Consider the following 26,001-nt stretch of genomic DNA (forward strand, 5'->3'; position numbering starts at 1 on the left):
GACCATCATCCTGTTGCTCGCCCCGATCGGGTTACCACTCGCGGCCACTCTCGTGTATGCCGCCGCGGGCTGGCGTGGCCACAGCACCGCATGGGCGGGCGTCGTCACCACCGCCCTGCTCGCGGCCGACGCGGTGACACTGGCCACCACCGTCACACAGCACGGCCCGGTCCGCACCGCCGGCGGCCTGCTCCGCGCCGACGCCCTCTCCGTATGGATGCTGCTCGGCGTCGCGGCGGTGGCCTTGCTGGCCTGCTGGGCTTCCCCGGCGTACCTGGCCGCCGAGCACACCAGCACGAGCCGGGCCCGCTGGTACGGCGTCCTGCTGCACCTGTTCATCGCTGCGATGGCCACCGCGGTACTGGCCGGCAACCTCGGCATCCTCTGGGTCGCGGTGGAAGCAACGACGATCGTCACCGCGTTCCTGGTCGGGCACCACCGCAGCCGCACCGCGCTGGAAGCCGCCTGGAAGTACGTGGTCATCTGCTCCGCCGCCATCGCCGTCGCGTTCCTCGGCCTGGTCCTGCTCTACTACGCCGCCCGGCACGCCGGCCTCGGCAGCGAGCAGGCCCTGGACTGGGCCACGCTGACCGGGTACGCCCACCAGTTGGACCCGGCCGTCACCCGAATCGCGGTCGGTCTGGCCGTCGTCGGGTTCGGTGCCAAGGCCGGTCTCATCCCGTTGCATGCCTGGCTGCCCGATGCCCACTCCCAAGCCCCCGCTCCGGTCTCGGCCCTGATGTCCGGCGTCCTGCTGCCGGTGGCCCTCTACGCCGTGCTGCGGGTCAAGGCGATCGCCGACCCCGCCCTCGGCGCCGGCTACCTGCGCACCCTGCTGCTGACACTCGCCCTGGCCACCCTCGCCCTCGCCGCCGTGCTGCTGATCGGGCAGCGCGACTACAAACGGATGCTGGCCTACTCCTCCATGGAACACATGGGCCTGATCGCCCTGGCCGCCGCCATCGGCACCCAACTCGCGATCGCCGCCCTGCTGCTGCACATGGCCGGGCACGGCCTGGCCAAAACCGTCGCCTTCCTGTCCGCCGGGCATATCCTGCACCGCCATACCAGCAGCCAGATCACCGACGTCCGCGCCCTGGCCACCCGCATGCCGCTGCTCGCCGGACTGTTCGGTCTCGCCGTCCTCGCACTGCTCGGCTTCCCACCCGCCGCGCTCTTCGCCAGCGAACTGGGCATCGCCCGCGCCGGCGCCGGCGGCGGACTGATCTGGGCAACCGCCGCCGCGTTCATCCTCATGCTCGTCGCGTTCGCCGCCATCGCCGCCCACACCGGGCGGATGCTGCTGGGCCCCCCACCCGTCCCGGAAACAGTCACCGCTGACGCGAGCGACCCACCAGCCGCGTTCACCCTCACCGCCGCGACGCCACTGATCGCCGGACTCCTCGGGGTGGCCGCTCTCGGCATCACCCTTGGCCCCTTCGCCGACCTCCTGCACACCGCGGCCAGCATCGTGGCGGCATCATGACCGACAACACCGCGACCACCAGCCCACCACCGCTGCCCGGCGGCCAACCCGTCGGCCATCACCGCGTCGCCATCCCCACCACCGCCGCCACTCTGGCCGAACACGCCGACGTCCTGCAGCACCGCGGCTTCCGACTCGCCCTGGTCGCCGCGCACCACGACCATGGGCCAGACCGCGACACGCTGCGCGCCGTGTACCTCTACACCGCCGCCGACCCCGACCGGCGAGTGGAACTGCACCTGCCCATCGACCGCGACGACCCGGCCGTGCCGACCCTGGCCGGGCTGTCGTTCCCCGCCAGCCGGTTCGAACGCGAAATGCACGACCTCTACGGCATCCAACCCCTCGACCACCCACTGCCCCGGCGACTCATCCGGCACCGGCACTGGCCCGCCGGCTGGTACCCGATGCGCCACGACGCCGGCCCGCCACCGCAGTTCGGTGACACCGACGAGTCATTCCCGTTCCTCACCGTTCAAGGCCCGGGGGTGTACGAAATTCCGGTCGGACCGGTCCACGCCGGCCTGATCGAACCCGGCCACTTCCGGTTCTCCGTCGTCGGGGAGACCATCCTGAAACTCAAGGCCCGCCTCTGGTACGTCCACAAAGGCATCGAGCAACTCTTCCAGGGCCGCTCTGTCCAAGGTGGCCTGCCACTGGCGGAACGCATCTCCGGCGACACCGCTGTCGGCCACGCCCTGGCCTACTGCCTCGCGGTCGAGGACGCGCTGCACATCCGGGTCCCGGTCAAGGCACGGCGGATCCGGGCCATCCTGCTGGAACTCGAACGCCTCTACAACCACATCAGCGACATCGGCGCCCTCTGCAACGACGTCGGCCACGGCATCCTCAACGCCCACGCCCTGCGCATCAAGGAAACCCTGCTGCGCCTCAACAAGGACACCACCGGGCACCGGCTGCTCCGCGGCGGCATCCTGCCCGGCGGAGCCGACCTCCGCCAGGTCCCCGACCCGGCACACCTCGCCGCAATCGGCGCCGACATCCGCGACGTCACACGACTCGCCCTCGGCAACTCACTGGTCGCCGAACGCTTCACCGGCACCGCCGTCCTCACCGCCCAGCAGGCCCGCGACCTCGACACGCTCGGCTACGTCGCCCGCGCCAGCGGCCTGAACATCGACGCCCGCCGCGACCACCCCACCGGCATTCTCACCGACGACGGCCTGCAACTCGGTGACCTGCTGACCGTCCCCACCCACACCGGCGGCGACGTCCTCGCCAGGTTCCAGCAACGCGCCACCGAAATCGACGCCTCCCTCGCTGTGCTCGATACCCTGATCCGCACCGTCACACCCGGCGTCATCGACGGCTCGCCCACCGCCGACCGCACACCCCCAGCTGGTCCCGGAGCTTCCGGCGTGGGCATCGTGGAGAGCTGGCGCGGCACCATCGTGCATCGCGTCGAAACCGGACCCGACCAGCGCCTGACCCGGGTCAAGATCGTCGACCCGTCGTTCTTCAACTGGCCCGCCCTGCCCGTCGCGCTCGCCGGTACCATCGTGCCCGACTTCCCCCTCGCGAACAAAAGCTTCAACCTCTCCTACGCCGGCAACGATCTCTAGGAACAAGCGGGACACGGGCACACGTCCCAGCCAAGTACACGGGGTCACACCCCCGACCGGAGGAACGGCCGAACTCGCCGGAGTCGCCGGTGTGGTTGCCGAAAACCTCATCCGGGCAGGTCAAGCGGCGTGTTTGTATTCGTGGAGGATGCCGCCGAGGCGATCGTGTCGTCGGACGCGGAGCCTGGCTATCTGGTCCGGATCGGCGATCGGTGTGGGCAGTGGGTGCAGCGGTCGCGCGTTGGCGGGGCCTTGGTGTGGTCGATGTTCGTTGTAGAAGTGTTCGAATTCGCGCAGTGCGTGCAGGAGGTGTCGCTGGTTCCAGATCAGTGTCCGGTCCGGTAGTTCGTGGCGGCAGGTCCGTACCCACCGTTCCATGATCGAGTTCATGCGGGGTGTCTGGATGCCGCTGAGTACGACCTTGATACCGGCGTCGGTGAGCACGGCGTCGAACAGTTCGGGGAACTTGCCGTCCCGGTCGCGGATCAGGTACTTGGCGTTGGATCCGGCGTCCTCGAGGTCCATGGCGAGGTTTCGCGCGACCTGTGCTACCCAGGAGGCGGTCGGATGGGCGGTGGCGCCGAAGACCCGGATCCGGCGGCTGGCGTGCTCGATCATCGCGAGCACGTACATTCGTGTCCCGCTCAACGTGACCGTTTCGAGGAAGTCTCATGCCAGCAGGGCGTCGGCCTGCGACCGTAGGAAGTCATCCCAGGTACTGGAGGACTGTTCGGGTACTGGATCGATCCCGGCCTCTTTGAGGATTTCCCAGACCGTGGACGCGGCGACCTTGACTCCCAGCACGAGTAGTTCGCCGTGGAGACGTCGGTAGCCCCAGCTGGGGTTTCCTTCGCCAGGCGCAGCACCAGGACGCGGATGGACCGTAGCGTGCGTGACCGGCCGGGGCGCTTGGGTCGGGAGGCGGCTGCGTGGCGGCGGGCGATGAGGTCGCGGTGCCAGCGCAGGACAGTGTCGGGGCGGACGAGGAGCCGCAGTCGGTGGAGCACGTCGATGGGCAGTTGATGCAGCAGCGCTGCCAGGAACGCTCGATCGGTCGGGTCGAACCGCACCTTCTCGTTGCCCAACTGGCGTTGCAGCACCATGATCTGGTGGCGTAGGGCGAGGATTTCGGCGTCCTTGTCCCGGTCGCGATCGGTAGCAGCCGCAGGATCGCGAGCGCGTTCGTCACACCGAGGTACGCCAGTCGTAGCAACACGACGGGCCATCATCCCGCAGTTGTCCTCGGCCATGCGTGAGGACGGCCGTACTTTGAACGGGTCGAGATCCCTGATGGCCCGGTATGACCCTGACCAGGGTGGATGACATTTTCGGCAAGCACAACGTCCGGAGGGTGGCCGTTGAGGATGACCGGCCGTGCCGCCACCCCGCTGTTGGCCAGTTCCACCGCGACCAGGTCCTTGCCCCAGGCCACCAGCTGCCGGGTCGTCAGAGCGACGAGCTCGGCGCCGAGATGGTCCCAGTGCACGGCGTGGATCGCATGCAGCACCGCGCCCCGGACCCGAGCCTCTGCCGCCGCCGCCAGCGCCCGGCGGGAGTGTTCCGAGGTGTCCACCCCTGCAGCACCGCGCCCCGGACCCGAGCCTCTGCCGCCGCCGCCAGCGCCCGGCGGGAGTGTTCCGAGGTGTCCACCCCGACGATCACCCGCCCGGCGGGCTGCCCCGCTGGCGCGTGTTCCCGTACGACCGTCACCGGGCATCGCGCCGCCGCCAGGTAGGACCGGCTCACCGAGCCCCAGCAGCAGTCCGACGATCGGGTTGCGACTTCGGAATCCGGCCGCCAGGATGTCCGCTTCCCGGCAGGCGGCGACCAGGTCGGCGGCCGGTTTACCGCCACCGTAACGGAACACCACCGAATACCCTGCGGTCAGCGGCTCCACTGTCGTTCGCAGCGCAGCGAACACCGCCTCGCCGTCCACGGTATCGGACAACTGTGCGGCGGGTGCCGGCGTGCCGCCCTCCACGACTGTGCAGACGACCAGCCTGGCACCGTGCAACTTCGCTGCTGCGGCACCCCACCGCGCCGCCGCCAACGCGCTCGCGGAACCGTCAAAGCCCACCACAACCTGCTCGACCACTGCACTGACCCTTCCGCAACGCTGGCCTTCTCAAGGGCACCCCGGCTGGGGGTAGCGCCGGGACGGCGGTGACGTCATGACGGTGGCTCACCGGGACCGCAGCATCACCCGGGTCGTCGCTCGGCAACGATGCCGTACCGCCGTCACCGCCCGGTTCGTCCCCTGGAGCGCTGGCGCAGCACGGCATGTCGAACGGTGCGGCTGACGTCACTGGCGGACACGATGCCGACCAACTCATCGTTGCTGACGACCAGCGCCCGGCCATCCGCGCTCCCAGCCAGTCGTGGCAGCAGCTCCATGATCGGCTCGTCCGGAGCCGCGACGGCCACCCCGCTCAACGGGCAGGCCACGTCACGCAGCCGGGTGTCGGCCCGCCGCTGCGGCGGCACCTGCTCCATGCGCCGCAGCGTGACCAGCCCAGCCGGACCCGAACCATCCACGAGCGGAAACGTCGAGTGCCTCGCGCCCCACAGATAATTGTCGACGAAGTCCGCAACGGTCAGGTCCGCCGGCACGGTAGCGGGCCGCGGTGTCATGACCTCAGCGACCCGGACCCCGGCCAGCGCTGCGCCCTGCACCGTCTGCCGCTCCTCTGCCGCCGCGGCGGACACGATGAACCAGCCGATCAGCATCAGCCACAACCCGCCGAGCCCGGCATCGAACAGCACCTGTCCGAGACCCAACGCGATCAGCAGGGCACCGAACACCCGGCCAGTCCGGGCCGCCGCCACAGCAGCCCAGACGCGGTCCCCGCGCCACTTCCACAACCCGGCACGCAACAACCGCCCCCCGTCCAGCGGCGCCGCGGGCAGCAGGTTGAACGCGGCCAGTACCAGATTGATCCCCGCCAGCCAGCTCACCGTGCCGAACACCAGGCCATGCCACCCCGCCGCGGCCAGCGCCACCGCGACCGCGGCGAACCCGAAACCGATCAGCAGGCTGACGAGCGGCCCGACGCCCGCGATCCGCGCATCGGCACCCGGACCGGGCGCCTGCCCCCGCAACCTGGCCATGCCACCGAAGATCCACAGCGTGATGCCGTCCACTGCCATGCCGTTGCGACGAGCCAGCACGGCGTGGGACACCTCGTGCGCGAGCAGACCGGCGAAGAACACCATCGCCGCGGACAGCCCGGCCACGACGTAGGCCCACCCCGGCCGGCCCGGATAGTCGGTGGGAAGCCGGCTGGCCGCCAGCAGCCATGCAAGCAGCCCGAAGATGATCAGGACACTCCAGTTCACGCCGACCTCGACGCCGGCGACCCTGCCCAGGCGGAAGCTGGCAGTCATGTTGACCCCCTCACGCCACACCGCCGGACCGGCACTCGCCGACCGCCGGCAACGTTGCGATATCCGTCGGGCACAGGCACAAACCTCGCCGGCAGCAGCGTCACACGCGCCTCCGTCATCACCACGGCGGTACTCGGCAGGCGCGGCACAGCGATGGCCGTATCGCAACGACCGCCCCGGCCGTCGCCACAGTCGACAACGCGGGCCCGCCGCGGATCTCGGCGTAGCAGTCCGGACCGCAGCGCAAGACCCGCTCGCCACGGAGCAGTGTCGGGCAAGGCCGGCGCCGGAGCGAAGCGGGACGTGACGTCGACGTGCGAACATCCGCGCACACGCCCATCAGCGTGCACCGGCCCGTTCACCGCACGTCGTCACCGTTGACCGCCGGTCCCATCCCGCCGCCGTGACCGTGCACGGTCACGGCGGCGTAAACTCCTGTAGGGGCTCAATACTCCGATGTGGCGTTGACCAGCGGCGGCGTGGCAGGTCGGCTTGCGAGATGATGCCACACTGTGTCGCCTCGCTTGCTGTATCTGATCTTCTGCCGGGTGCTTGGCTGGCTCGTGCTGCTCGCCCGGACCACGGCCGCGAAGAACGCCGAGATCCTCGTTCTACGTCACGAAGTGGCGATCCTGCGGCGGCAGCATCCAAAGCCGCGCTTGTCCTGGCCCGACCGTGCCGTTCTCGCCGCGTTGATCCGGCTGCTGCCCAGGCAGTTGAAGGCCTTGCGGCTGGTGACCCCGGCGACGGTGCTGACCCGGCACCGCCGACTGGTCGCCCGGAAGTGGACCTACCCCAACCATGGCGGCCGGCCCCGCCTGAACGGTGAACTCGCCGATCTGATCGGACGACTCGCCGTCGAGAACCCGACCTGGGGCTACGTCCGGATCCAGGGCGAGTTGCGCAAGCTCGGCCACCGCGTCAGCCGCGCCACCATCCAGCGACTGCTTCGCCTGCGGCGCATCCCACCCGCCCCGCAGCGGTCGCAGACCACATGGCGGCAGTTCCTGCGCACCCAGGCCGACACGATGCTGGCCTGCGACTTCCTGCACGTCGACTGCGCTGTCACTCTCACACGCGTATACGTGTTCTTCGTGATCGAGGTTGGCACACGCTACGTCCACGTGCTGGGTGTCACGACGAACCCCGACGGAGCCTGGACCGCGCATGCGGCCCGCAACTTCCTGATGGACTTCGGCGACCACGCGGACCGGTTCAGGTACCTCATCCGCGATCGCGGCGGACAGTTCACCGCCATGTTCGACGCGGTCCTCGCCGGCGCGGGCATCGAGGTGATCAAGACCCCGCCGCGCTGTCCTCGGGTCAACGCGTACGCCGAGCGGTGGGTGAGAACGCTACGAAGCGAGCTCACCGACCGGATGCTCATCTTCGGGCAGCGACATCTTCGCCATGTCCTGGCCGAGTACGTGAAGCACTACAACGAGAGCCGGCCGCACCGGGCCCTGAGCCTGTCACCGCCACACCCACCGGCCACCGTCATTGATCTTGCGGAGCAGCGGCGGATACGGCGAAAACCGATCCTCGGCGGGCTGATCAACGAGTATCAGCGGGCCGCATAGATCCTCAAGAAGCCGTAGGTCACCACCGGTACGGGGTATTGAGCCCCTACACCCATCGATCAACCCAGACTTTCAAGATCTGTAGCGTCCGGCGCTGTTGAGTACGCCCTCGATTGTTGGCGCCGGTCGGTCTCGGTGCGCGGGATGATTGAGCTTTATCATGTACGGCGTGGGCGTTCGCGATTGGTTCGTCGGCCTGACCGCCGTCGTGGTCGTGGGTGGTGGCGCCGCGGCGTGCTCAGCGCGGCATTCGACGCACGCCACGATCGACGTAGATGCCGTGGTCGCCCTGGCTGATCAGCCCGTCCATGTGCGGGTGTCGGGCCTGCGGGCCCGCGAGGCCGTCACCGTCGCGTCGCAGGCCGCCGACGCCAAGGGTCAGCGCTGGCGCGGGGAGGCGACCTTCGCGGCGGACGGCGACGGCGTCGTTGACCTCGATCGGTCCGCGCCTGTGTCGGGCTCGTACGGCGGCGCCGACGGCATGGGCCTGTTCTGGTCGATGCGGCCGGCGACCGGCGATCCGGACGAGGCGTGGTTCAGTCCCGGGTACCCCGACGCGGCCGGGGCGTTCGAGGTCCGGTTGACCGTGACCGTGGCCGGTCGGGAGATCGCGGCGCGCACCTTGACCAGGCAGTGGAACGCTACCGGTGTGACCCACCGGACCCTGACGCTCGACGTCGACGGAGTGGCCGGAGTCCTGTTTCTGCCGTCCCCGGGTGCCGTACGCCGCCCCGGCGTGCTGCTTCTCGGCGGTTCCGAGGGCGGTGTCGGGCGGAAGTACGACGCGGCGCTGCTCGCCTCGCACGGCTACCCGGCGCTGGCGTTGGGCTACTTCGGTGTACCCGGTCTGCCCGAAACCCTGCGCGACATACCGCTGGAATACTTCGTGACGGCGGCGCGGCTCCTACGCGCGCAGCCGGGGGCCGATCCCGGTGGGGTGGTGGTCAACGGCTACTCCCGCGGCTCCGAGGCGGCGCTGCTGCTGGCCGAGTCCTACCCCGATCTCGTCCGCGGCGCCATCTTGTACGCGCCCAATGACGTCGTCTGGTCGAGCTTTCCCGGCGGTGGCAACGCCTGGACCAACGGCGGCGTCGCAGTGCCGCGCACCGCCATCCCGGTCACCCACGTGGCCGGTCCGGTCCTCGCCATCGCCGGCGGCAAGGACCGGCTCTGGCCGTCCGCCGCGCAGGCGCAGCGGATCATGCAACGCCTCGACGACGCCCACATCACCGCCGCGCACCAGGCCCTGGTCTATCCGGACGCCGGCCACGGCGTCGGCAGCTTCCCGTACCTTGCCGCGGGCACGTCGTCGCCGATCTCCCCGGATGCCGATATCGCCAGGACACTGGGCGGCACCCGCGACGCCGACGCCGCGGCCCGCAGCGACGGCTGGCCGAAGGTCCTCGCCTTCCTGGCCGCCTGAGCCAGCCCCCCGACCGTCTGACTGGCGTCCGACGCGCCTCCGGCTGCATCTACTCAAAGGACAAGCCACCCATCAACCAGCATCTACATAATGAACCCGGGCCGCCGTACTAGAGCGTTCTGCCCGGTTTTGGCCGAAATCTTGCTAGCGCTTCCGTTAGCGCGCGCTAACAAGAACTATCCAATGTGTACATCATGAGCTTGAATATTCCCAGCTCACACTGTCGGGACGGCGGGATTCGAACCCACGACCCCTTGACCCCCAGTCGTTGAAGGCCCCAGCGATGTGCTCAAGCACGTTCTCCCAGGTCACCGAAAGTATGAACCGGCCGAGCAAAGGGGTCTACGAATCATCTTGCCGTCGGAGCCCGGCCGCTGTCCGGAGGTGGCGTTTGTCGTTCATGCTGCGCTCAGCGCCTCGGCGGTCGGGGCGAAGTCCGGCGCGATGAGTCCTGCAAGGTCGTCGGCACTCTGGCGCCGGCGGCCGGCGTTGACCCGGGAGTAGTAGCGCATCAGCGTCGCCGGATCATGACCGAGACGCTCAGCCACCTCCACTATGCCGTACCCGAGGTCCAGCAAGTTCGAGGCGACCAGGTGCCGGATCTGGTGCGGACCGAGCGGCCGTCCCCGCCGACCGGTGAACATGTACCCCGGCGCCAACGCTTTCCTTCCCTGCGGCCTCGCACCGGTCACGACTGTGAGCGTCGCCGGGTCGAGCACCAGACTGCGGGTGCCGTTGTGCGACTTCGGCGACTTCTCCCGCACCCGACTCGTCGGCTCCTCAACCACCCGCTGCCGGCGAACCGTCAACGTCGCAACGTCCGGTTCGAGATCGCACCAGCGCAGACCGCACAGCTCGCCGCGACGCAAACCCGTTGTCAGCAGCAACCGCCACATCGGAAACAGTCGGTCGGCAGCAACATACTCGTGGAACGGCCGGACCTCGTCCACGGTCCACACCGCACGCAGGTCGTCGGACTCCCGCGGCTTGCACGCACCGGGAGGCCGACCGGTCTGTTCCCCGAACGCCTTACCCAGAACCAGAGTAGCTAGCAGTCTCCAACTGCTGATATGCGCGCTCGACCATCCGGCCGCTCAACCGCGACGCATGTACCCGACCCACCATCGGATAGATCAGGTTCAACAGGCGACCGTAGTTGTACACCGTGTTCGGCTGCAACTGCTGCACCCGACCCGCCAACCAGTCCTCACACAACGTCTGCACCGTGTCCGACAGCCGCAACCTCGGCCGCTGCGCGTCACGCTGCCGGCACAACCGCCGATACTCCGCCAGTGCCGCCCGCTCCGTGACGAACCCGCCCCGACGGGCCTGCAACCGCGAACCAGCACCATCACGACCCAACTCCAACCGGAAACCGAACAACCCAGTCACCGGACCCCGAACGATCACATCAACATCGGCCATGACAACCTCCGCTGCCGCTCAACGTTCTGGAATGAACCCTCCACTCCATCCGACCGCGACACAGCCCCAATCACAACAGCACTCCACACCACCGGAGGAACCCCAAAATCGAGTGCACCGTCTTGACGCAAAGCACCAGCGACGGGGATACGGTTCGCGTCCTGGTCGACCTTGCGCGGAATACACACCCTGAGTAGACGTCAGTACTTGGGCGGACTTCCTGCGGTCGCGGACCGCCGCCCGGCTGTGGCGCTACCGCGATGCCGCTGCCACGGCGTCAGTGATGGTCCGGACGACTCCGTCGTGGGGCGCCGCGGCATCCACTGTGGACACGTTCGGCCCGGCCTTTGATGTGCCGACGGTGATGAACCGCTTCGCCGGAAACGCCGGCGCGCCCTTCACGACCGCCCGCACCGGCAGGTCCCCAGCGGCGAAGATCAAGTCGCAGCCGCCCTGGGCGAGACTGTTGAGGAACGTGACCGCGTTGTCGACGGTCTGCGCATCGCTGATCTCGAGGTACTGCACCTTCGCCCGGGTCTGCAGCGAGGCGTCCTGCATCGCCTTCCACACCGGCTCCGCCGCCGCGTCGCGCACCCCGTCGCTGGGGGTAAGCAGGCAGGCGGTGAACTGCAGGTACTCCCGCTCCCGCAGCTCGGGTGCCCGGTCCGGCCACGACACGACCACGAGCACGATCGCAACCAGCAGCGCCGCGCCGCCACCGGCAAGCCACCGCTGCGGCACCGTCAACCGCCGCCACCCCACGGCCGGCACCGGCTTCGTACGCTTCATCGGCCCACACGCCATGACACCCTCCCCGTCGAACTACGAGCCGCCTCCGGTCCGCGGCGCAGACGGCAGGAGACCGCCGCCGGAGACTCCAGCGAGAGCTTCCCCACGGCCGGTCACGCCAAGGGTGCGGATTTCAGGCCGGCGAGCACGCGCGACGACCTTCGTCACCACCTTGGAGTAGCGGTCGGCACAGGCATCCGGCTGTCAGGTTGCGCCGGCGAGGGTGCCGTACACCGTGTCCTCGCCGTACTCTTGGAAGAGGGACTCCGCGTCGTAGGTCCGCACCGCCTCGGCCCACTGCGGCGGACCGGAGACGACATACCAGTCGTGCTCCTCGTGCAGCAGATACACACCGGACCCGGCCGACGCCGCGATGCCGTGCCGCGCGAGGATCTCCGCCTCCCGCCCGGCCGGGGCCTGCCGCAGGTATAGGTCCTCGAACACGGGCGGGAACGACATGAACTTCACGGCAGAGAAGCTCACCTCGAGCCGCTTCGGCAGGCCCGCCTGCGGCACGGCGTTGCTCATCAGGATGATCTGGCTGTGTGTCCGCGTCGCCCGGGCCAGCTGGAACTGCCGGCCCGGCGCCCGCAGCTCCGTCAACGAATCCATGGCAGCTCCGGAATCTTGAAGTTGATCCACTCGTCCTCGTTCTGGGGTAGTCGGGGCCTGACCGAGTCGCTCACGTCGACGCCATTCTCCCACCATGAGACCGTGTCGAGCGGCCGCGGCTGATGGCGGCCGATGCCGATGAACGACAGCCTGCCGAGGCTCACACGAGAAGTCATCGGCCGTGTCCCGCCACACGGACCATCGTTGAGGTACAGCCGGGTGGTCCTGCGGACCTGCGCCGCCGTGCAGGGTGGGCGTCGCCGCGGGCCGGGCTCATGGCCACCAGCAGCTTCGGCGGCCATGTCGCTGCGCCCTGCTTCGTCACGTTCCACCGGATGACCGGTCGGCCTCCAGACCCTGCCGGCCTTGGCCGGCCATGGGCAGCTTCACGTTGACAGACGTGCCAGCGCCGGCCGGGTTGGTCAGTGTGAATGTACCGCCGAGCGCCTCGACGCGGTCGCGCAGGCCAGCCAGGCCGGAGCCCTGGTTCGGGTCCGCGTCGCCGGCGCTGTCATCATGGACGGTCACGGTGAGGATCTCGCCAGGCGCCGACTCGTCGGCGACGACGTCGATCTCCACGGAGACCTCCGAGACGTCGGCGTGCTTGGCCGAGTTGGCGAGCGCCTCCGAAATCACATGGTAGGCGGCGACCTCGACGTAGCCGGGCAGGCGATGGTTCAGCCCGCCGTGCACCGCCACCGGGACCGCGCTGCGGCGGGCGAGCGCCTTGACCGCGGGGACCAGTCCGCCCTGGGAGAGGAGTGCTGGATGGATACCGCGGACGATCCGCTGAAGGTTCTCGAAGGCGGCGGACAGCCCCGCGGAGGTGTCCGACAACCGGGACCGTACCTCGCCGAACTCCTCGGGGATCATCGCCTCGGCGAAGCGCAGCTCCAGCCCGAGCGAGATGAGCCGCTGCTGGACGGTGTCGTGCAGCTCGCGTTCGATGCCGCGGCGGGCCTCGTCCGCGGCGAAGACGAGCCGGGCCCGCGACGCGGTGAGCTCCGCCCGGCTCTCGGTGTTGGCGATCGCGGTCGCGACGAGCTCGGTGAACTTCGCAAGCTCATGCTCGATGCCAGGCGGCGGCGGGCCGGCCCGGCGCCATAGGGCGACGACGACGCCCCAGACCCGGCCCTCGACGACGATCGGCGCGCCGACCGAGGCGTGCATGCCCCCCGCGTGGGCGAGATCGGCCAGCGGGCCGCTGCGGCCCTCATACGAGTCGATGCGGGCCGGACGGGAGCGGTGCAGCGCCAGCTCCGCGACGCCATCGGCGACGTCAACCTGTTTGCCCAGCGTCGACTCGGATCCTGGCTCTCTGTTGTACTCGGCGACGCCGGTCACCGTCCTGGGACCGTCCCAGCGCCAGACCCGCGTGGCGTCCGCGTTGAACAGATCGGCCGCCTCGATGGCGACCGCTGCGACGATCTCGGTGAAGGCGACGCCGTTGGCCACCAGCACTGCCACCCGGCGCAACGCCGCCTGCTGGGCGAGGAGGGCCTGCAGCCCGGCCCGGTTCGCCTGCAAGGATCCGCCGGCCCGCAGCACGGTCGACAGCCCGGGCACCACCCCGTCCCGCAGACGCCGCAGGACACGGTCCGGGATGTCTCCGGGGACGACGAGCGCGCCCGGGTCCAACGGCAGCTGGATCTGGCCCTCGCGCTGCGGTACCGGGTCAGGCTCGATCGCCGCATACGGCAGCTGCATGGCGTACGCGATCCGATCGGAGGCTTCCGGAAGTACAGCGCGCACATCGTCGGCGCCGAGGATGAGCCGGGTCATCTCGGCGACCGCGTCGGCCTCCCGTTTTCGTTCGATGGACTCGAGCGCCCGCGCGCGGGCCAGCTGCGCCAGCGAACCGGAAACCGTGGCGACCATGAGGTACACCGAAAGCCCGAGCCAGTCCCGCCAGTCCCCGGTCTGGAAGCGCCCGATCGGCGGGGTGTGGAAGTAGTCGAACGCGAGCGCGCTGAGGATCGACGTCGCCACACCCGACCACAGACCCCACACCGTGGAGACGACGAGGACACCGGGCAGGTAGACGAGAGCCAGGGCTTCCATCGGAGCAACCTGCCGCAGCGGGACGACCAGCAGGGTCTCCACGACGGTGAACCCGGCGCCGACTGCGATCCCTACGGCAGCTGACGGCCGGCTGACCCGCACCAGCCATGACGCTAGGCGTCCGTGCATCAATCGGTCCTCTTGTCGAACACATCGGTTCCGGCGTGGCTGGGCAGGCGGAGCCGGTCGAGCGGAGGCAACCAGTCGATGCTAGGACGGCACGCATCGAACGCCGGACTCGTTGCGGTCCGGGTGCCGCGGATCACCCCATGATTCACCTTGGGTGCGGCGCATCACCGCTCCGGATCACGCGTCCCACCGACACGGCACCGCCAACACATTGCCTTGCAGTTCCAGAGCACCGGCCGTCTCGGCGAGCGCCAGTGCACCGTTCTTGACGGCGTCGAACAGCGGCCCGCCGACGGGGTCTGGTCACTCGGCCAGAAATCCAGATCGCCCACGGCCCCCGGCAATGCCGCGCGGCAGCCGCCGCAGATGCTCCACCACGGTGCGGTCGAACCCCGATCGCCATCAGATCCTGCTGGATCGGGATGTCCACCTGCACATCGGGGCGGTACTTCTCGCTCGCCACGTCAACCTGTCATCGAACATGCGACCGCAGCCGGTCGGGGCCTAGAACAAGATCGCCCCACCAGAACCAGCGCCGACCCGCGTGCTGCGATCTGGCCAACTCGTCCAGCAGGTTGCTGCCCTGGACCAACTCGGTGTCGAGTATGGGGGTGACTCGGCCGGTTGGATTGAGGCCGATCAGCCCGACGAACTGGTCCGTGAGGCCTTGATCGGCGAGTGAGAGCGTCGGCTCGCCGGTTGAGCCGACAGGCCAGGCCTGTCCACCGGGCGTGCGGATGCGGCTTTGCCTTGTGCAGTCAGACGACCCTGACATCACGTGTCACTAGGTGTCACCTGTTGCCAGACTGGGCCTGTGGGGACGGCGTCCCCGCGCACGACGCAGCACGACAGCTGCAACTCGTTGCGCGGCTGCGCCGTGTTCAGCACCCCGTTCACTACACGCCGCAGCAGCGACTCACGGCGCGGCAGCGACGCCGACACTCAACGCCAACCGGCGTCGACGCCGGCGGTCGCAGCGGACCTGGGCGAAGCCGGGCAGCCGCTGCGACCAGGAGCGTGGCCGAACGTGAGCAGCTACCCGCAGGTGGATACGATGTCGGCGCGCTGACGCTGCAGGTGCCGGTAGACCTTGACAGCGGTGAGCAGCTCCCCGGCGCGGTTGGACGGTTCGGTGATCTGCCGCCAGCCGAACGGTTCGCAAGCGAGCCACACGTTGTGTCCGCCGCTGCCGCCCGGGCCGTCGTATTCGATGTCCACGACGTCGCCGGTCGACAGGGATCGGCACCCGATCAGCCGGTACACGCATGCGGCCAGGAATGCGGTCTCGCCCTCGGCGGCTTCCCGGTGGGTTTCGAGGTCGTCGAGGCCGGCGTTGCAGACGTGGAAGGCCCACTCTGCGACGGTGTGCGCGTCGCGGTCCGCGGTGTGTGGGAGCCGGTAGGAGGTCACGGCGGCGAGCAGCTGTCCGTCCTGGTAGGGCTCGAACCAGGTGCGCATGTTGTGGTAGACGGTGACCGTCGGCATTCAGGGTTCCTTTCGGGCACCGCCGCGTGGCCGGTGCGCCTGCGCCGTCCCATCAGGTGTGGTCGGCGAACCGGAGCAGCGGCGGTGCGGGTGGGCGATCCGGGCGGGGGATGCCGTCCTGGGTCACGCTGACCCGATGTGCGGACCGTCCCGACGGCCGTGGCCAGGCAAGGCCGCCGGACGCGGTGCGTCTTCCGTACGGCGGGTCCACGCCCTCGCAGTGCTGCGGTCCCGGGTGCTGGCCGGCGTGCCTTGCCGGGCGAGGACGGGGACGGTACAAGCACGGCAGGGCAGCAGCGCCCGGACGGCCCCCGACCGGCCGCCACCGCGACGGCAGTGCATCCGCGACGACGAACACCGGTGTGGTCGCGTCCGGTCGATTCCGGCGAGTCACCGCCACGAGGATTTCCCAACCCAACGGTCTCGCGTACCGTCTACTACGCGGCGCTGCGATCGTCAGGCCGGGCGGTGCAGTGCGGTGTGTCCCGGGTGAGCGTCGTCCAGACGGGTTCGAAACCGGGACGCTGTTTGTCGTCACCCCGGCGGGCGCGGCGACCAGCAGGTGTTCCAGCATCCGTGCGGTGGTCGCCCCAGGCCGAAGACCCGGGGCGACCTTAGCCTGAATCCACCGACCAACCGTGACGTCATGAGACGAGCAGGCATGGGAAATGCCCTCTGAACTGGACGAATGGCAGTTGTCTAAGCTTCCGTCACCCAGGTCGAGAGGTCATCTCGTAGGTGCGGTTGTTGCATGCTGCGCTCCGGCGACGACCTGAGCCAACACTGCACCCATGGTTCGCGCCCCCTCCGCTGCGCTCCGGACCGCTCACTGGACCATCCGCAGGCCGTCGGCCACGGCGCCGCGCAGGTCCACGTAGCCGGCGATGCGCCGGTACACGCCGCCGTAGGCGTCGCCCGCAGCGGCGACGTCGACGAGCCGGGGCTGCGGGTAGTACCGCATGAAGAACGCCCGCACGGTGACGTCGGTGACCCGCCACCGACCGGGCGCGACCTGGGTGAACGTGAAGCGGGGCACGACCGAGTCCTGGGTGTTCTCCTTCGACCCGTCCGCGAACCGGACCAGCAGGTTGCCCAGGCCGTAGGCGACCCACTTGTCGCCGATCTTCTCGAACGGCTGCACGACGTGCACGTGCATGCCGATGATCAGGTCGATGTCGGGGCTGGCCAGCAGCTCCCGGGCGAGGCCGAACTGGCCGCGGTCGGGCTGGTTCTGGTACTCCGTGCCCCAGTGCAGCGACAGGATGACGATCTCGGCGCCGGCCTGCCGGGCCGCGCGGGCCTCGGCGAGGATCTGGCCGACGTCGATGAGGTTGGCCATCCACGGCTTGCCGGTCGGCCGGTGCAGGCCGTTGAAGCTGAAGGTGTACGACAGCTGGGCGATCTTCACGCCCCGCACGTTGACGACGTCGGGGGTGGCGGCCTCCTCCGCCGTGCGGGCGGACCCGGTGTGCCGCAGCCGCACCCGGTCGAGGTTGTCCAGGGTGCGCCGCACGCCGGCCTCGCCGTAGTCGAGGGTGTGGTTCGAGGCGGTCGAGCAGGTGTCGAAGCCGCTGTCGGCCGCCGCGTCGGCGAGCTGCGGCGGTGCGCTGAAGATCGGGTAGCCGGTGAACGGGCCCTCGGGCGGGGCCAGCGGCTGCTCGATGTGGCAGATCGCGAGGTCCGCCTGCCGGACGGTCGGGGTGACCGCAGCGAGGATCTGGGTGAAGTCGTGGCCGGTCCGGCCGGCTGAACGGGCGTCGGCGGCGGCCTGTTGGCTCAGAGCGGGCTGGACGAACAGGTCGCCGGCGGCGACGACGCTGAGGTCGGCCGGCCGAGCCGGGGCGGCGAGCAAGCCCACGGACGGCCGATCCGACGTGGCGGGCTTGCCGGGGCCGCCGGCGCCAGCGGGACGGGCCGGATGCGGATGGGGGTGGATGGGCGCGCCCGTCGCCGGGACGGCCAGCACGAGGCAGAGCAGGACAGCGAGCGTTCTCCGCATGGCGCCACTGTCACCGGGGCCGGTGAGCGCCCACCGCGTTTCGGCCAGCAGCCATACTGCCTGTCACCCGATCGCATCCTGGCACCGTCCGGCCCGGGTCCCGGGACGGCTGCGGACCGTGGCGCGCGATGGCTCGCTCGCCGGCAGGTGCGCGGTCCGCTCACCCCGCGGTGCCGCCGGAAGGGGTGACGCCGCCGGCGGTGTTGAAGCGGCCCGGGTTGTCGGCGTGGAAGCTCTGGGTGAACCGCCGGGCGAGTGCTCCTGGCCCGTCCCGGCCTGACGCCTCGGTGCCAGCCTCGGCCACGAGGCGTCGGATCCAGTCGAGTTGCGGATGGATATCGACGCCTGTGTCCGGTCCGGCCGCAAGGTTCGCGAGGAGGAGACGCGGTTGCGCCAGCGCGTCGCCGAGGGCGTCGTCGAGTCCCTCCGGAATGCGCATGGGTCGGGGACTCTGCTTTTCCGTAGTCTCGGGTTCCGCTTCTCGGGAGGCGTCCTGGCGATCGACCGCAGACCATTGAACCGGTCCACCTCCGGCAGGAGGTATTCGTCGAGGAACCGCGCCGTCCAGCCGACCGTCGCCGGGATCCCGTCTATGTCCTGGCAGGTGCTGTAGAAACGCTCTTCCGAGAAGCCCGGGGAAATCTGCGCCACGCACGCACCGACGGTCAGCCGCAGCGGGTCGTAGTCGACGTCGGCGTACCTGGCGAGATCGCGTTCGACCCTGTTCCTGCCGAGAAATACATCCGTACCGGTCAGCAGGCATCTCGATCTTCGGGGCGGATCTTGGTCAGCTCCTCTCGTGCCCCCCGACTCATCGTCGTCGGCGACTACGCGATGATGCCGCTTCATGCTGTTGCGACTGGCGTACCTGGGTATCACCAACGCGTTCGCGCTGCTGCGGCTGCTGCCGGGCAGCGACCGGGACAAGGACGCGGAGATCCTCGCCCTGCGCCACCAGCTCGCGGTGCTGCACCGCCAGCTCGACGGGCAGCGAATCCGGTTCGACCCAGCCGACCGCGCCTGGCTGGCCGCGCTGCTGCACCGCCTTCCGAAACCCACCCTGCATAGCCTGCAGTTATTGGTGCGGCCCGACACGATCCTGCGCTGGCACCGTGACCTGCAGGCCAGCCGCCACGCAGCGGCGTCGCGGCCTCGTCGACGGGGCCGGCCACGCACCATCCGCTCGATCCGCGTACTGGTGCTGCGCCTGGCGCAGGAGAACCCGTCGTGGGGCTATCGGCGGGTGGACGGGGAACTGCTCACCCTCGGAGTCACGGTCGCCGCCTCCACGGTCTGGGAGATCCTGCGCACCGCCGGGATCGACCCGACGCCGGACCGGGTCGCCACCACCTGGGCACAGTTCCTGCGTTCGCAGGCCGAGGCGCTGATAGCGGCGGACTTCATCGAGACCATCACGCTGACCGGCATCAGGTTGTACATCCTCGCCGTCATCGAGCACGCCAGCCGCCGCGTCCGTGTCCTCGGCGCGACCGCGCACCCGACCGCCGCGTGGGTGACCCAGACCGCCCGCAACCTTGTCATGGACCTCGAGGACACCGGATGCCAGGTGAAGCACCTCATCCGGGATCGGGACGGCAAGTACCCGGCCCTGTTCGACGCCGTCCTCGCCGACGCCGGGATCACCTTCGTGCGCAGCGGCGTCCGCGTTCCCCGGATGAACGCCGTGATGGAACGCTGGGTGCGGACATGCCGACGCGAGCTGCTCGACCGGACGCTGATCTTCAACCAGCGACATCTGCTGCACGCGCTCCGCGAGTTCGAGATCTTCTACAACGGACACAGGCCGCATCAAGGCATCGCGAACGCCCGGCCACTCACGCCGCTACCCGAACCGATCACCGATCCGGACCGGATTACCCGTCTGAACATCCACCGACGTGACCGCCTCGGCGGCATCCTCCACGAGTACGAGCATGCCGCCTGACCTGCGCGGACCGAATTTCCGGCAACTACAGGGCTCGGCGGTCGAGGCCGTCACGGCCTGGCACTGGGACGGGCTGGAAGGGTCCATGCTCGCCGACACCAGCCCCCGCATCGAACGCGAGTTGGCGGAGCGGCTCTCGCAGCACGAACTGGACCGTGTTCTGGCCGATGCGGGGTCGTCGGGTCCGATCGCCCGGGCGGTCGTCGAAGGGCACCCGGTCAAGGTGCTGCTGGCCGCGGCCCGCCGCGCCCGCATGCTGGTGCTCGGCAGCCACGGCCACGGTCGGTTGCGCCACGCGGTGCTCGGCTCGATCAGCGAGGAATGCGTGCGGCACGCGACCTGCCCGGTGGTGGTCGTCCCGTTGCCGCCGGGGAACGTGGAGCAGCTGGACGCCGTTGCCGTGCCGGCCGGCCGCTGAGCCGGGGGTGCTGTCGGGCCCGAATCGGTCCGACCGCGCCCGTCATCGCCACCGGTACGGCACGACGATGTCCGCGATCATGGCGGTCGGGTCCCTGCGGCATCCTGTCCGGTAGTGTTCCCAGCTCGATCCGGTCGAGCGGAAACCCCTGACGGACAGCCAGGCCCGGAGTGCGGTGTGGGCGTCTTCGAGCTCGTCGCGGCCCAGCACGTCGAACGCCATGATCGCGGGGCCACCCGGCAGCCCGGTGACCCCGGCGCAGGTCAGCGGTGCGGCGTCCAGCGACGAGACCGCGTCCGGCACCTCGACAACGCCGCGCTCGAAGGCGACCGCGTATTCGGCGTATGCGCCGTTGACGGAGTAGCCGGTGTTGAGCTGGTGTTCGCACAGCGTCTCCCAGCCGGTCAGGCAGTAGCGGCAGCGTCCGCATGCGGCGGCGAGCCAGGGAATCGCCACCCGCTTACCCAGCCAGTCGCCGGCGACACCATCGCCGACCGCCTCGACCACGCCGACGCCCTCGTGGCCGGGAATGAACGGTGGCGTGGGCTTCACCGGCCAGTCGCCGCGCACGGCGTGGATGTCGGTGTGACACAGCCCGGACGCCGTGATGCGCACGAGCATCTGGTCCGGAGCGGGCACCGGCTGCGGGAGTTCCTCGATCTGCAGCGGTTGGTCGAATCCGTTGACGACTGCGGCTCTCATGACGGTACCTCCAGTGCTGGTATCCCCCCGTTTTCGGTGTGTTGCCGCGCGAGGCGTTCGGCGCGTTCCTTGATGCCGAGCAGCATCTTGCGTTCCATCACGAGGCTGCCCGGCTCCATCACCAACAGGTCGGCCAGCCGGTGGACAAGGGTGGCCTCCGGCACGGCGATACGGTTACGGCTGACGAGGCGGGTCGATGCCGCGTCCGGGTACAGGGCGAACGCCCAGACCCAGTGCCTGTCTTCCGACCGGAACGTCAGGGTCCGTTCGCGGTCGACGACCTCGGCCCGCATCCGCGGACCCTTTTCCCCCAGCGGCAGCAGATCGCCGCTGCGCAGGTGCTGAAATTCGGGCAGGATCTCCTCGGCGCTGTGCATGTCGAGGCCGAGCAGGTTCTCGATCCAGTCGTAGGTGTATGCGCCGCCGCGGCCGCTGCCCATCTGCACGAGCCACGGCCAGATCGCGCTGGACGGGGCGTCGATGGTGACGGCGCGGGTGGAGCAGATGTCCGGCCGTGGCAGCAGCTCGTCGCCGGGGATCGCCCGGGTGACCTCGTCGGCGGTGGCGCCCCAGGTCAGGCACCATCTGCGCAGCAGCAGCGGGTACGCCGCCGCCGTCAGACCGGCCGCGACCACCAGACCGGCTCCGAACCTACGGGTACGTTTCCTCATCGCCGGTTCCCCTTACACGTTCCGGGGAATCCTGCCGGTGCACGCCAGCACGCAGCGCATCACCTTGTGGCCGGGGTCCGCGGTCGGGTCGTACATCAGCGGGCAACCACCGTCGATCACGGTCATGCCGTGGCTGCGGCCGTACTCGGTGGCAGCCGCGGACACGCTGCCGGCGTCCATGGATCGGTGCATCCACACCTGCCGGATGCCGAGGCCGGCGCATTCCCGGACGGTCGCTTCGGCGGTCTCCGGTCGGGTGCCGATGACCACGGCGTCGACGCCCCCGGGGACGGCGCCGAGGCTCGGGTAGCAGCGGTCGCCCTCGACCTTGTCCGTGTTCGGGTTGATCGCGAAGACCTCGTAGCCGCGTTCCTTCAGCCGCTGGTACACGACGTTGCTGCCGTGGCCCTGCGCGGTGCGGGACACGCCGGTCACCGCGATACGTTTGCTGGCAAGGAACTGGGCCGCGGCCACTTTAGTTCGCATGTCGTCCTCCCTGTTGGCCTTTCAGTAGGTTGTGGGCCTGGCGGTGGTGAACGTGTCCCGGACCCGGGTCAGGAGCGCGGCGTCCGGCGGGGGTGTGTCGCGCAGCGCGAACGGGATGCCGAGCCGGTCGTATTTGGCCGCGCCGAGGCGGTGGAACGGCAGGACGTCGACACGTGCCACGTTGCCGAGGCCAGCGGCGAATCCGGCGACGCCGGCAACGTCGGCGGGGTTGTCGGTAAGTCCGGGAACGAGCACGTACCGCACCCAGACGGGAGTGCCGCGGTCGGCGAGGCGACGGGCGAAGTCCAGCGTCGGGCCGATCTGCGCGCCGGTGAGGGTGTGATAGCGGGCGGGGTCCCAGGACTTGATGTCGAGCAGGACGAGGTCGGTGACGTCGAGGAGGTCGTCGCCGGCGCGCATGCCGAGCGCCCCGGAGGTGTCCAGGGCGGTGTGCAGGCCGAGTTCCTGGGCACCGGTGAACAATGCGTGTGTGAACGCCGGTTGCAGCAGCGGTTCGCCGCCGCTGACGGTCATGCCGCCGCCGGTGGTCCGCACGAACGCGGCGAAGTTACGGACCTGGGCGATGATCTGCTCGGCGGTGGTCGCGGTGCCGTCGCGCATGCGCCAGGTGTCGGGGTTCTGGCAGTACAGGCAGCGCAGCGGGCACCCGGCGAGGAACGCAACGAACCGGGTGCCCGGGCCGTCGACGCCGGTGGAGACGTCCCAGGAGTGCAGCCGGCCCTGGGCCGGACGCCACCAGTCGGGGGAACCTGTGGCGTCCGGCCGGGCGGTCCCGTCGCGGGGGGTGGTTGACGGGACGGTCGGGTGGCTCATGTCGAGCCGTGGAAGGTGCGGTTGACCACGTCGCGCTGCTGCTCCGGGGTCAGCCGGACGAAGTTGACGGCGTAGCCGGAGACGCGGATGGTCAGCTGCGGGTACCGCTGCGGGTGTTCCATCGCGTCCAGCAGCGTGGCCCGGTCCAGGACGTTGACGTTGAGGTGGAAGCCGCCGGCTCCGGTGTACGCGTCGAGGATGCCGACCAGATTGGTGACCCGTTCGGCGTCGGCGCGCCCCAGGCCGTCGGGGGTGACGGTGCTGGTGAGGGAGATCCCGTCGCGGGCCGAGGTGTACGGCAGCTTCGCCACCGACAGCGCCGAGGCGACCATGCCGTGCGTGTCGCGGCCGTTCATCGGGTTCGCACCCGGGGCGAACGGCTCACCCGCGCGGCGGCCGTCCGGGGTGTTGCCGGTGTGCTTGCCGTACACCACGTTGGAGGTGATGGTCAGCACGGACTGGGTGTGGATCGCGCCGCGGTAGCTGGCGTTCGTACGGACCTTCTCCATGAACGCCTCGACCAGCCACACGGCGATGCTGTCGGCGCGCTCGTCGCCGTTGCCGTAGGCGGGGTAGTCGCCGTCGATGACGTAGTCCACGACGAGGCCGGTGGTGTCCCGGACCGGTTCGACGTGCGCGTAGCGGATCGCGGCGAGGCTGTCGGCGGCGACGGAGAGTCCGGCAATGCCGCAGGCGAGGAACCGGCGCACCGGGTAGTCGTGCAGCGCCATCTCGATGCGCTCGTAGGCGTACTTGTCGTGCATGTAGTGGATGATGTTGAGGGCGTCGACGTAGGTGCGGGCGAGCCAGTCGAGGGTCCGGTCGAACGCGGCGAGCACCTCGTCGTAGTCCAGGACGTCCCCGGTGATCGGCGGGGCGGCGGGTGCGACCTGCGCGCCGGTCATCTCGTCGCGGCCGCCGTTGATGGCGTACAGCAGTGCCTTGGCCACGTTGACGCGGGCGCCGAAGAACTGCATGTCCTTGCCGACGCGCATCGCCGAGACGCAGCAGGCGATGGCCGTGTCGTCATCGCTGTACTGCCGCAGCAGGTCGTCGTTCTCGTACTGGATGGCGCTGGTGTCCATCGACACCTTGGCGCAGAAGCGTTTGAACGGTTCGGGCAGCGCCGGCGACCACAGCACCGTGAGGTTCGGCTCGGGTGCCGGGCCCAGGTTGTACAGCGTCTGCAGGTACCGCAGCGACGTCTTCGTGACGAGGGTCCGCCCGTCGGCGCCCATGCCGCCGATCGACTCGGTGACCCAGGTCGGGTCGCCGGAGAACAGCTGGTCGTACTCGGGGGTGCGCAGGAACCGGATGATGCGCAGCTTCATGACGAAGTCGTCGACGAGTTCCTGCGCGCCGGTCTCGGTGAGCGCGCCCTCGGCGAGATCCCGTTCGAGGTACACGTCCAGGAACGTGGAGGTGCGCCCGAGCGACATCGCCGCGCCGTTCTGCTCCTTGGTCGCCGCCAGGTAGGCGAAGTACAGCCACTGCACGGCCTCCCGCGCGGTGCGGGCCGGGCCGCCGATGTCGTAGCCGTAGCTCGCGGCCATCTCCTTGAGCTCCTGCAGGGCGCGCAGCTGCTCGGCGAGTTCCTCGCGGTCGCGGATGACGTCCGCGACCGCGGCGTGCTCGTCGAGGGTGGCCTTGTCGAGGCGCTTCGCGGTGATGAGGAAGTCGACGCCGTACAGCGGCACCCGCCGGTAGTCGCCGATGATCCGGCCCCGCCCGTACGCGTCCGGCAGGCCGGTGATGACGCCGGCCTTGCGGGCGGCGAGGATCTGCGGCGTGTACGCGTCGAACACGCCGGCGTTGTGCGTCTTGCGGTACCGGGTGAAGATCTCCTTCACCACAGGGTCGAGCTCGTAGCCGTAGGCCTTCAACCCGCTTTCGACCATCCGCAGCCCGCCGAACGGCATGATCGCCCGCCGCAGCGGCGCGTCGGTCTGCAGGCCCACGATGAGCTCGCGCTCGCGGTCGATGTAGCCGGGCGCGTGCGCGGTGATCGACGCCGGGGTGTGCGTGTCGACGTCATAGATGCCGCGCTCGCGCTCCTGCGGGAACATCGCGGTCAGCAGACCCCACACGTGGCTGGTCCGATCGGTCGGACCGGTCAGGAATCCCTCGTCGCCCTCGTACGGGCGGACGTTGGCGCGCACGAAGCCGGCCACGTCGACCTGCTCACGCCACGAGCCGCCCTGAAAGCCGCGCCAGGCGGCGAGCTCGGCCGGGGCACTGATGGTGGTCATCGGTTCCTCCTCGATGGTTCCTGCTACGGATCAAGCCTTTCCCGGCACGGCCGGAGGCGGCAGGGCCGGAAGACCTGCCGCCTCGGGACCTGTCACGTGTTCACTTCAGCCACGGCGCCTTGCTGACCAGCGCCGTCTCCCCCCACCACCTGCCGAGGCCGAGCGTGTCGCCGGCCTGGGTCAGGGCGAGCCCGACGATGGTGCCGGCGTAGATGAGGTGGTCGTCCATGAACGGGTTGTTCGCCGGCGGCAGCACCGCGGTCCACATGAGCACCAGCAGCAGCGCCCCGGCGACAGCGGCGACCCGCATGCCGATGCCGAGGATCAGCGCGACACCAATGCCCAGCAGCCCGAGCATGAACAGCCAGTCCGCCCAACCGGCGCCCGCGATGCCGTTGTAGAAGTCTTTGAACGGGCCGGCGACCGCGCGGCCGAGGAACCCGTTGGTGGGGCTGCCGCCGTTGATCCAGGCGGCCTTCTCGGCGGTCTCGTGGCCGAGCCCGAACAGCTTGTCGAGGAACGCCCACAGGAAGACCCAGCCGAGCGCGATGCGCACGCCGGCGAAGACGTACCGCGCAGCGTTCGCGGACTTCGAGCCGGTCGTGGTGGTGTGGGTGGTGGCGGTCCGTGCGCCGCCGTGGGCGAGGGTGGCCATTGTTCTCGCATCCCTTCGGGGTGAGGTATCGGCCTCATGTGCTGACGTGACCAGGCTCGCGCCGATTGATGATCGTCAGCAGAGT

Annotated in this window: 25 protein-coding genes; 7 read left to right on the forward strand and 18 right to left on the reverse strand. The window is 69.6% G+C overall.

Features of this window, described 5'->3' with window-relative positions; all coding sequences use genetic code 11:
• Positions 1-52 precede the first annotated feature (52 nt).
• Together OHA72_RS56440 and OHA72_RS56445 are read left to right on the forward strand one after the other, a co-directional pair.
• Positions 53-1,486 (forward strand): proton-conducting transporter transmembrane domain-containing protein, encoded by a 1,434-nt coding sequence (locus OHA72_RS56440; protein ID WP_327004349.1) that lies wholly within the window; start codon positions 53-55, stop codon positions 1,484-1,486.
• Positions 1,483-3,069 (forward strand): hydrogenase large subunit, encoded by a 1,587-nt coding sequence (locus OHA72_RS56445; RefSeq protein ID WP_327004350.1) that lies wholly within the window; start codon positions 1,483-1,485, stop codon positions 3,067-3,069. The genes OHA72_RS56440 and OHA72_RS56445 overlap by 4 nt, the downstream gene beginning before the upstream one ends.
• 120 nt (positions 3,070-3,189) lie before the next feature.
• Here the strand turns inward: OHA72_RS56445 and OHA72_RS56450 are convergent, their stop codons facing one another.
• Positions 3,190-3,702, reverse strand: coding sequence for an integrase core domain-containing protein (locus tag OHA72_RS56450; RefSeq protein WP_327004351.1), 513 nt, complete (start codon positions 3,700-3,702; stop codon positions 3,190-3,192).
• A 296-nt stretch (positions 3,703-3,998) separates the two neighbouring features.
• On the opposite strand from OHA72_RS56450, the gene OHA72_RS56455 reads away from it, so the two are divergent.
• Positions 3,999-4,187 (forward strand): hypothetical protein, encoded by a 189-nt coding sequence (locus tag OHA72_RS56455; RefSeq protein WP_327004352.1) that lies wholly within the window; start codon positions 3,999-4,001, stop codon positions 4,185-4,187.
• Positions 4,188-4,294: 107 nt separating this feature from the next.
• On the opposite strand, the gene OHA72_RS56460 is transcribed toward OHA72_RS56455, so the two are convergent.
• Positions 4,295-5,164: a universal stress protein gene (locus tag OHA72_RS56460; protein ID WP_327004353.1), complete on the reverse strand. Its 870-nt coding sequence runs from the start codon at positions 5,162-5,164 to the stop codon at positions 4,295-4,297.
• Positions 5,165-5,307: 143 nt separating this feature from the next.
• Complete coding sequence (locus tag OHA72_RS56465; RefSeq protein WP_327011861.1) at positions 5,308-6,453, reverse strand: site-2 protease family protein; 1,146 nt, start codon at positions 6,451-6,453, stop codon at positions 5,308-5,310.
• 512 nt (positions 6,454-6,965) lie between these two features.
• Between OHA72_RS56465 and OHA72_RS56470 the strand changes: the two genes are divergently transcribed.
• Positions 6,966-8,033: an integrase core domain-containing protein gene (locus OHA72_RS56470; protein ID WP_327004354.1), complete on the forward strand. Its 1,068-nt coding sequence runs from the start codon at positions 6,966-6,968 to the stop codon at positions 8,031-8,033.
• 169 nt (positions 8,034-8,202) lie between these two features.
• Positions 8,203-9,456, forward strand: a complete 1,254-nt coding sequence (locus OHA72_RS56475) for an acyl-CoA thioesterase/BAAT N-terminal domain-containing protein (protein ID WP_327004356.1) — start codon at positions 8,203-8,205, stop codon at positions 9,454-9,456.
• 398 nt (positions 9,457-9,854) lie between these two features.
• Here the strand turns inward: OHA72_RS56475 and OHA72_RS56480 are convergent, their stop codons facing one another.
• The 9 genes from OHA72_RS56480 to OHA72_RS56520 all read right to left on the reverse strand — a co-directional run bounded on the left by OHA72_RS56480 (position 9,855) and on the right by OHA72_RS56520 (position 18,395).
• Complete coding sequence (locus OHA72_RS56480; protein WP_327004357.1) at positions 9,855-10,406, reverse strand: site-specific integrase; 552 nt, start codon at positions 10,404-10,406, stop codon at positions 9,855-9,857.
• Between the two features lie 79 nt (positions 10,407-10,485).
• The gene (locus OHA72_RS56485; RefSeq protein WP_327004358.1) at positions 10,486-10,881 is read right to left on the reverse strand and encodes a hypothetical protein; all 396 of its coding nucleotides are present in this window, start codon (positions 10,879-10,881) and stop codon (positions 10,486-10,488) included.
• A 252-nt stretch (positions 10,882-11,133) separates the two neighbouring features.
• The gene (locus tag OHA72_RS56490) at positions 11,134-11,670 is read right to left on the reverse strand and encodes a hypothetical protein (protein ID WP_327004359.1); all 537 of its coding nucleotides are present in this window, start codon (positions 11,668-11,670) and stop codon (positions 11,134-11,136) included.
• 204 nt (positions 11,671-11,874) lie between these two features.
• On the reverse strand, positions 11,875-12,282 hold the full coding sequence (locus OHA72_RS56495; RefSeq protein WP_327004360.1) for a hypothetical protein: 408 nt from the start codon (positions 12,280-12,282) through the stop codon (positions 11,875-11,877).
• Positions 12,270-12,446, reverse strand: coding sequence for a hypothetical protein (locus OHA72_RS56500; protein ID WP_327004361.1), 177 nt, complete (start codon positions 12,444-12,446; stop codon positions 12,270-12,272). Before OHA72_RS56500 ends, OHA72_RS56495 begins: the two co-directional genes overlap by 13 nt.
• A gap of 157 nt (positions 12,447-12,603) precedes the next feature.
• The gene (locus OHA72_RS56505; protein WP_327004362.1) at positions 12,604-14,472 is read right to left on the reverse strand and encodes a sensor histidine kinase; all 1,869 of its coding nucleotides are present in this window, start codon (positions 14,470-14,472) and stop codon (positions 12,604-12,606) included.
• Positions 14,473-15,507: 1,035 nt separating this feature from the next.
• On the reverse strand, positions 15,508-15,957 hold the full coding sequence (locus OHA72_RS56510; protein WP_327004363.1) for a hypothetical protein: 450 nt from the start codon (positions 15,955-15,957) through the stop codon (positions 15,508-15,510).
• An 826-nt stretch (positions 15,958-16,783) separates the two neighbouring features.
• Positions 16,784-17,956 carry a CapA family protein gene (locus OHA72_RS56515; protein ID WP_327004364.1) on the reverse strand — a complete coding sequence of 391 codons (1,173 nt, stop codon included), beginning with the start codon at positions 17,954-17,956 and terminating at the stop codon, positions 16,784-16,786.
• 160 nt (positions 17,957-18,116) lie between these two features.
• Positions 18,117-18,395, reverse strand: a complete 279-nt coding sequence (locus tag OHA72_RS56520) for a hypothetical protein (protein ID WP_327004365.1) — start codon at positions 18,393-18,395, stop codon at positions 18,117-18,119.
• A gap of 408 nt (positions 18,396-18,803) precedes the next feature.
• Between OHA72_RS56520 and OHA72_RS56525 the strand changes: the two genes are divergently transcribed.
• Positions 18,804-19,901 carry an integrase core domain-containing protein gene (locus OHA72_RS56525; protein WP_327004366.1) on the forward strand — a complete coding sequence of 366 codons (1,098 nt, stop codon included), beginning with the start codon at positions 18,804-18,806 and terminating at the stop codon, positions 19,899-19,901.
• The gene (locus OHA72_RS56530) at positions 19,891-20,319 is read left to right on the forward strand and encodes a universal stress protein (RefSeq protein WP_327004367.1); all 429 of its coding nucleotides are present in this window, start codon (positions 19,891-19,893) and stop codon (positions 20,317-20,319) included. The genes OHA72_RS56525 and OHA72_RS56530 overlap by 11 nt, the downstream gene beginning before the upstream one ends.
• 42 nt (positions 20,320-20,361) lie before the next feature.
• On the opposite strand, the gene OHA72_RS56535 is transcribed toward OHA72_RS56530, so the two are convergent.
• The 6 genes from OHA72_RS56535 to OHA72_RS56560 form a co-directional block, all read right to left on the reverse strand.
• Positions 20,362-21,021, reverse strand: a complete 660-nt coding sequence (locus OHA72_RS56535) for an alcohol dehydrogenase catalytic domain-containing protein (protein ID WP_327004368.1) — start codon at positions 21,019-21,021, stop codon at positions 20,362-20,364.
• Positions 21,018-21,692 (reverse strand): SRPBCC family protein, encoded by a 675-nt coding sequence (locus OHA72_RS56540; protein WP_327004369.1) that lies wholly within the window; start codon positions 21,690-21,692, stop codon positions 21,018-21,020. The genes OHA72_RS56535 and OHA72_RS56540 overlap by 4 nt, the downstream gene beginning before the upstream one ends.
• Before the next feature lie 12 nt (positions 21,693-21,704).
• A complete protein-coding gene (locus OHA72_RS56545) occupies positions 21,705-22,178 on the reverse strand; it encodes a CoA-binding protein (RefSeq protein WP_327004370.1) in 474 nt (157 codons plus the stop codon).
• A gap of 21 nt (positions 22,179-22,199) precedes the next feature.
• On the reverse strand, positions 22,200-23,012 hold the full coding sequence (gene pflA, locus OHA72_RS56550) for a pyruvate formate-lyase-activating protein (RefSeq protein WP_327004371.1): 813 nt from the start codon (positions 23,010-23,012) through the stop codon (positions 22,200-22,202).
• The gene (pflB, locus tag OHA72_RS56555; RefSeq protein WP_327004372.1) at positions 23,009-25,261 is read right to left on the reverse strand and encodes a formate C-acetyltransferase; all 2,253 of its coding nucleotides are present in this window, start codon (positions 25,259-25,261) and stop codon (positions 23,009-23,011) included. The genes pflA and pflB overlap by 4 nt, the downstream gene beginning before the upstream one ends.
• Before the next feature lie 100 nt (positions 25,262-25,361).
• The gene (locus OHA72_RS56560; protein WP_327004373.1) at positions 25,362-25,916 is read right to left on the reverse strand and encodes a DoxX family membrane protein; all 555 of its coding nucleotides are present in this window, start codon (positions 25,914-25,916) and stop codon (positions 25,362-25,364) included.
• Between the last annotated feature and the right edge of the window lie 85 nt (positions 25,917-26,001).

It is taken from the genome of Dactylosporangium sp. NBC_01737 (assembly GCF_035963215.1).
In the GTDB taxonomy this organism is placed as follows: Bacteria; Actinomycetota; Actinomycetes; order Mycobacteriales; family Micromonosporaceae; genus Dactylosporangium.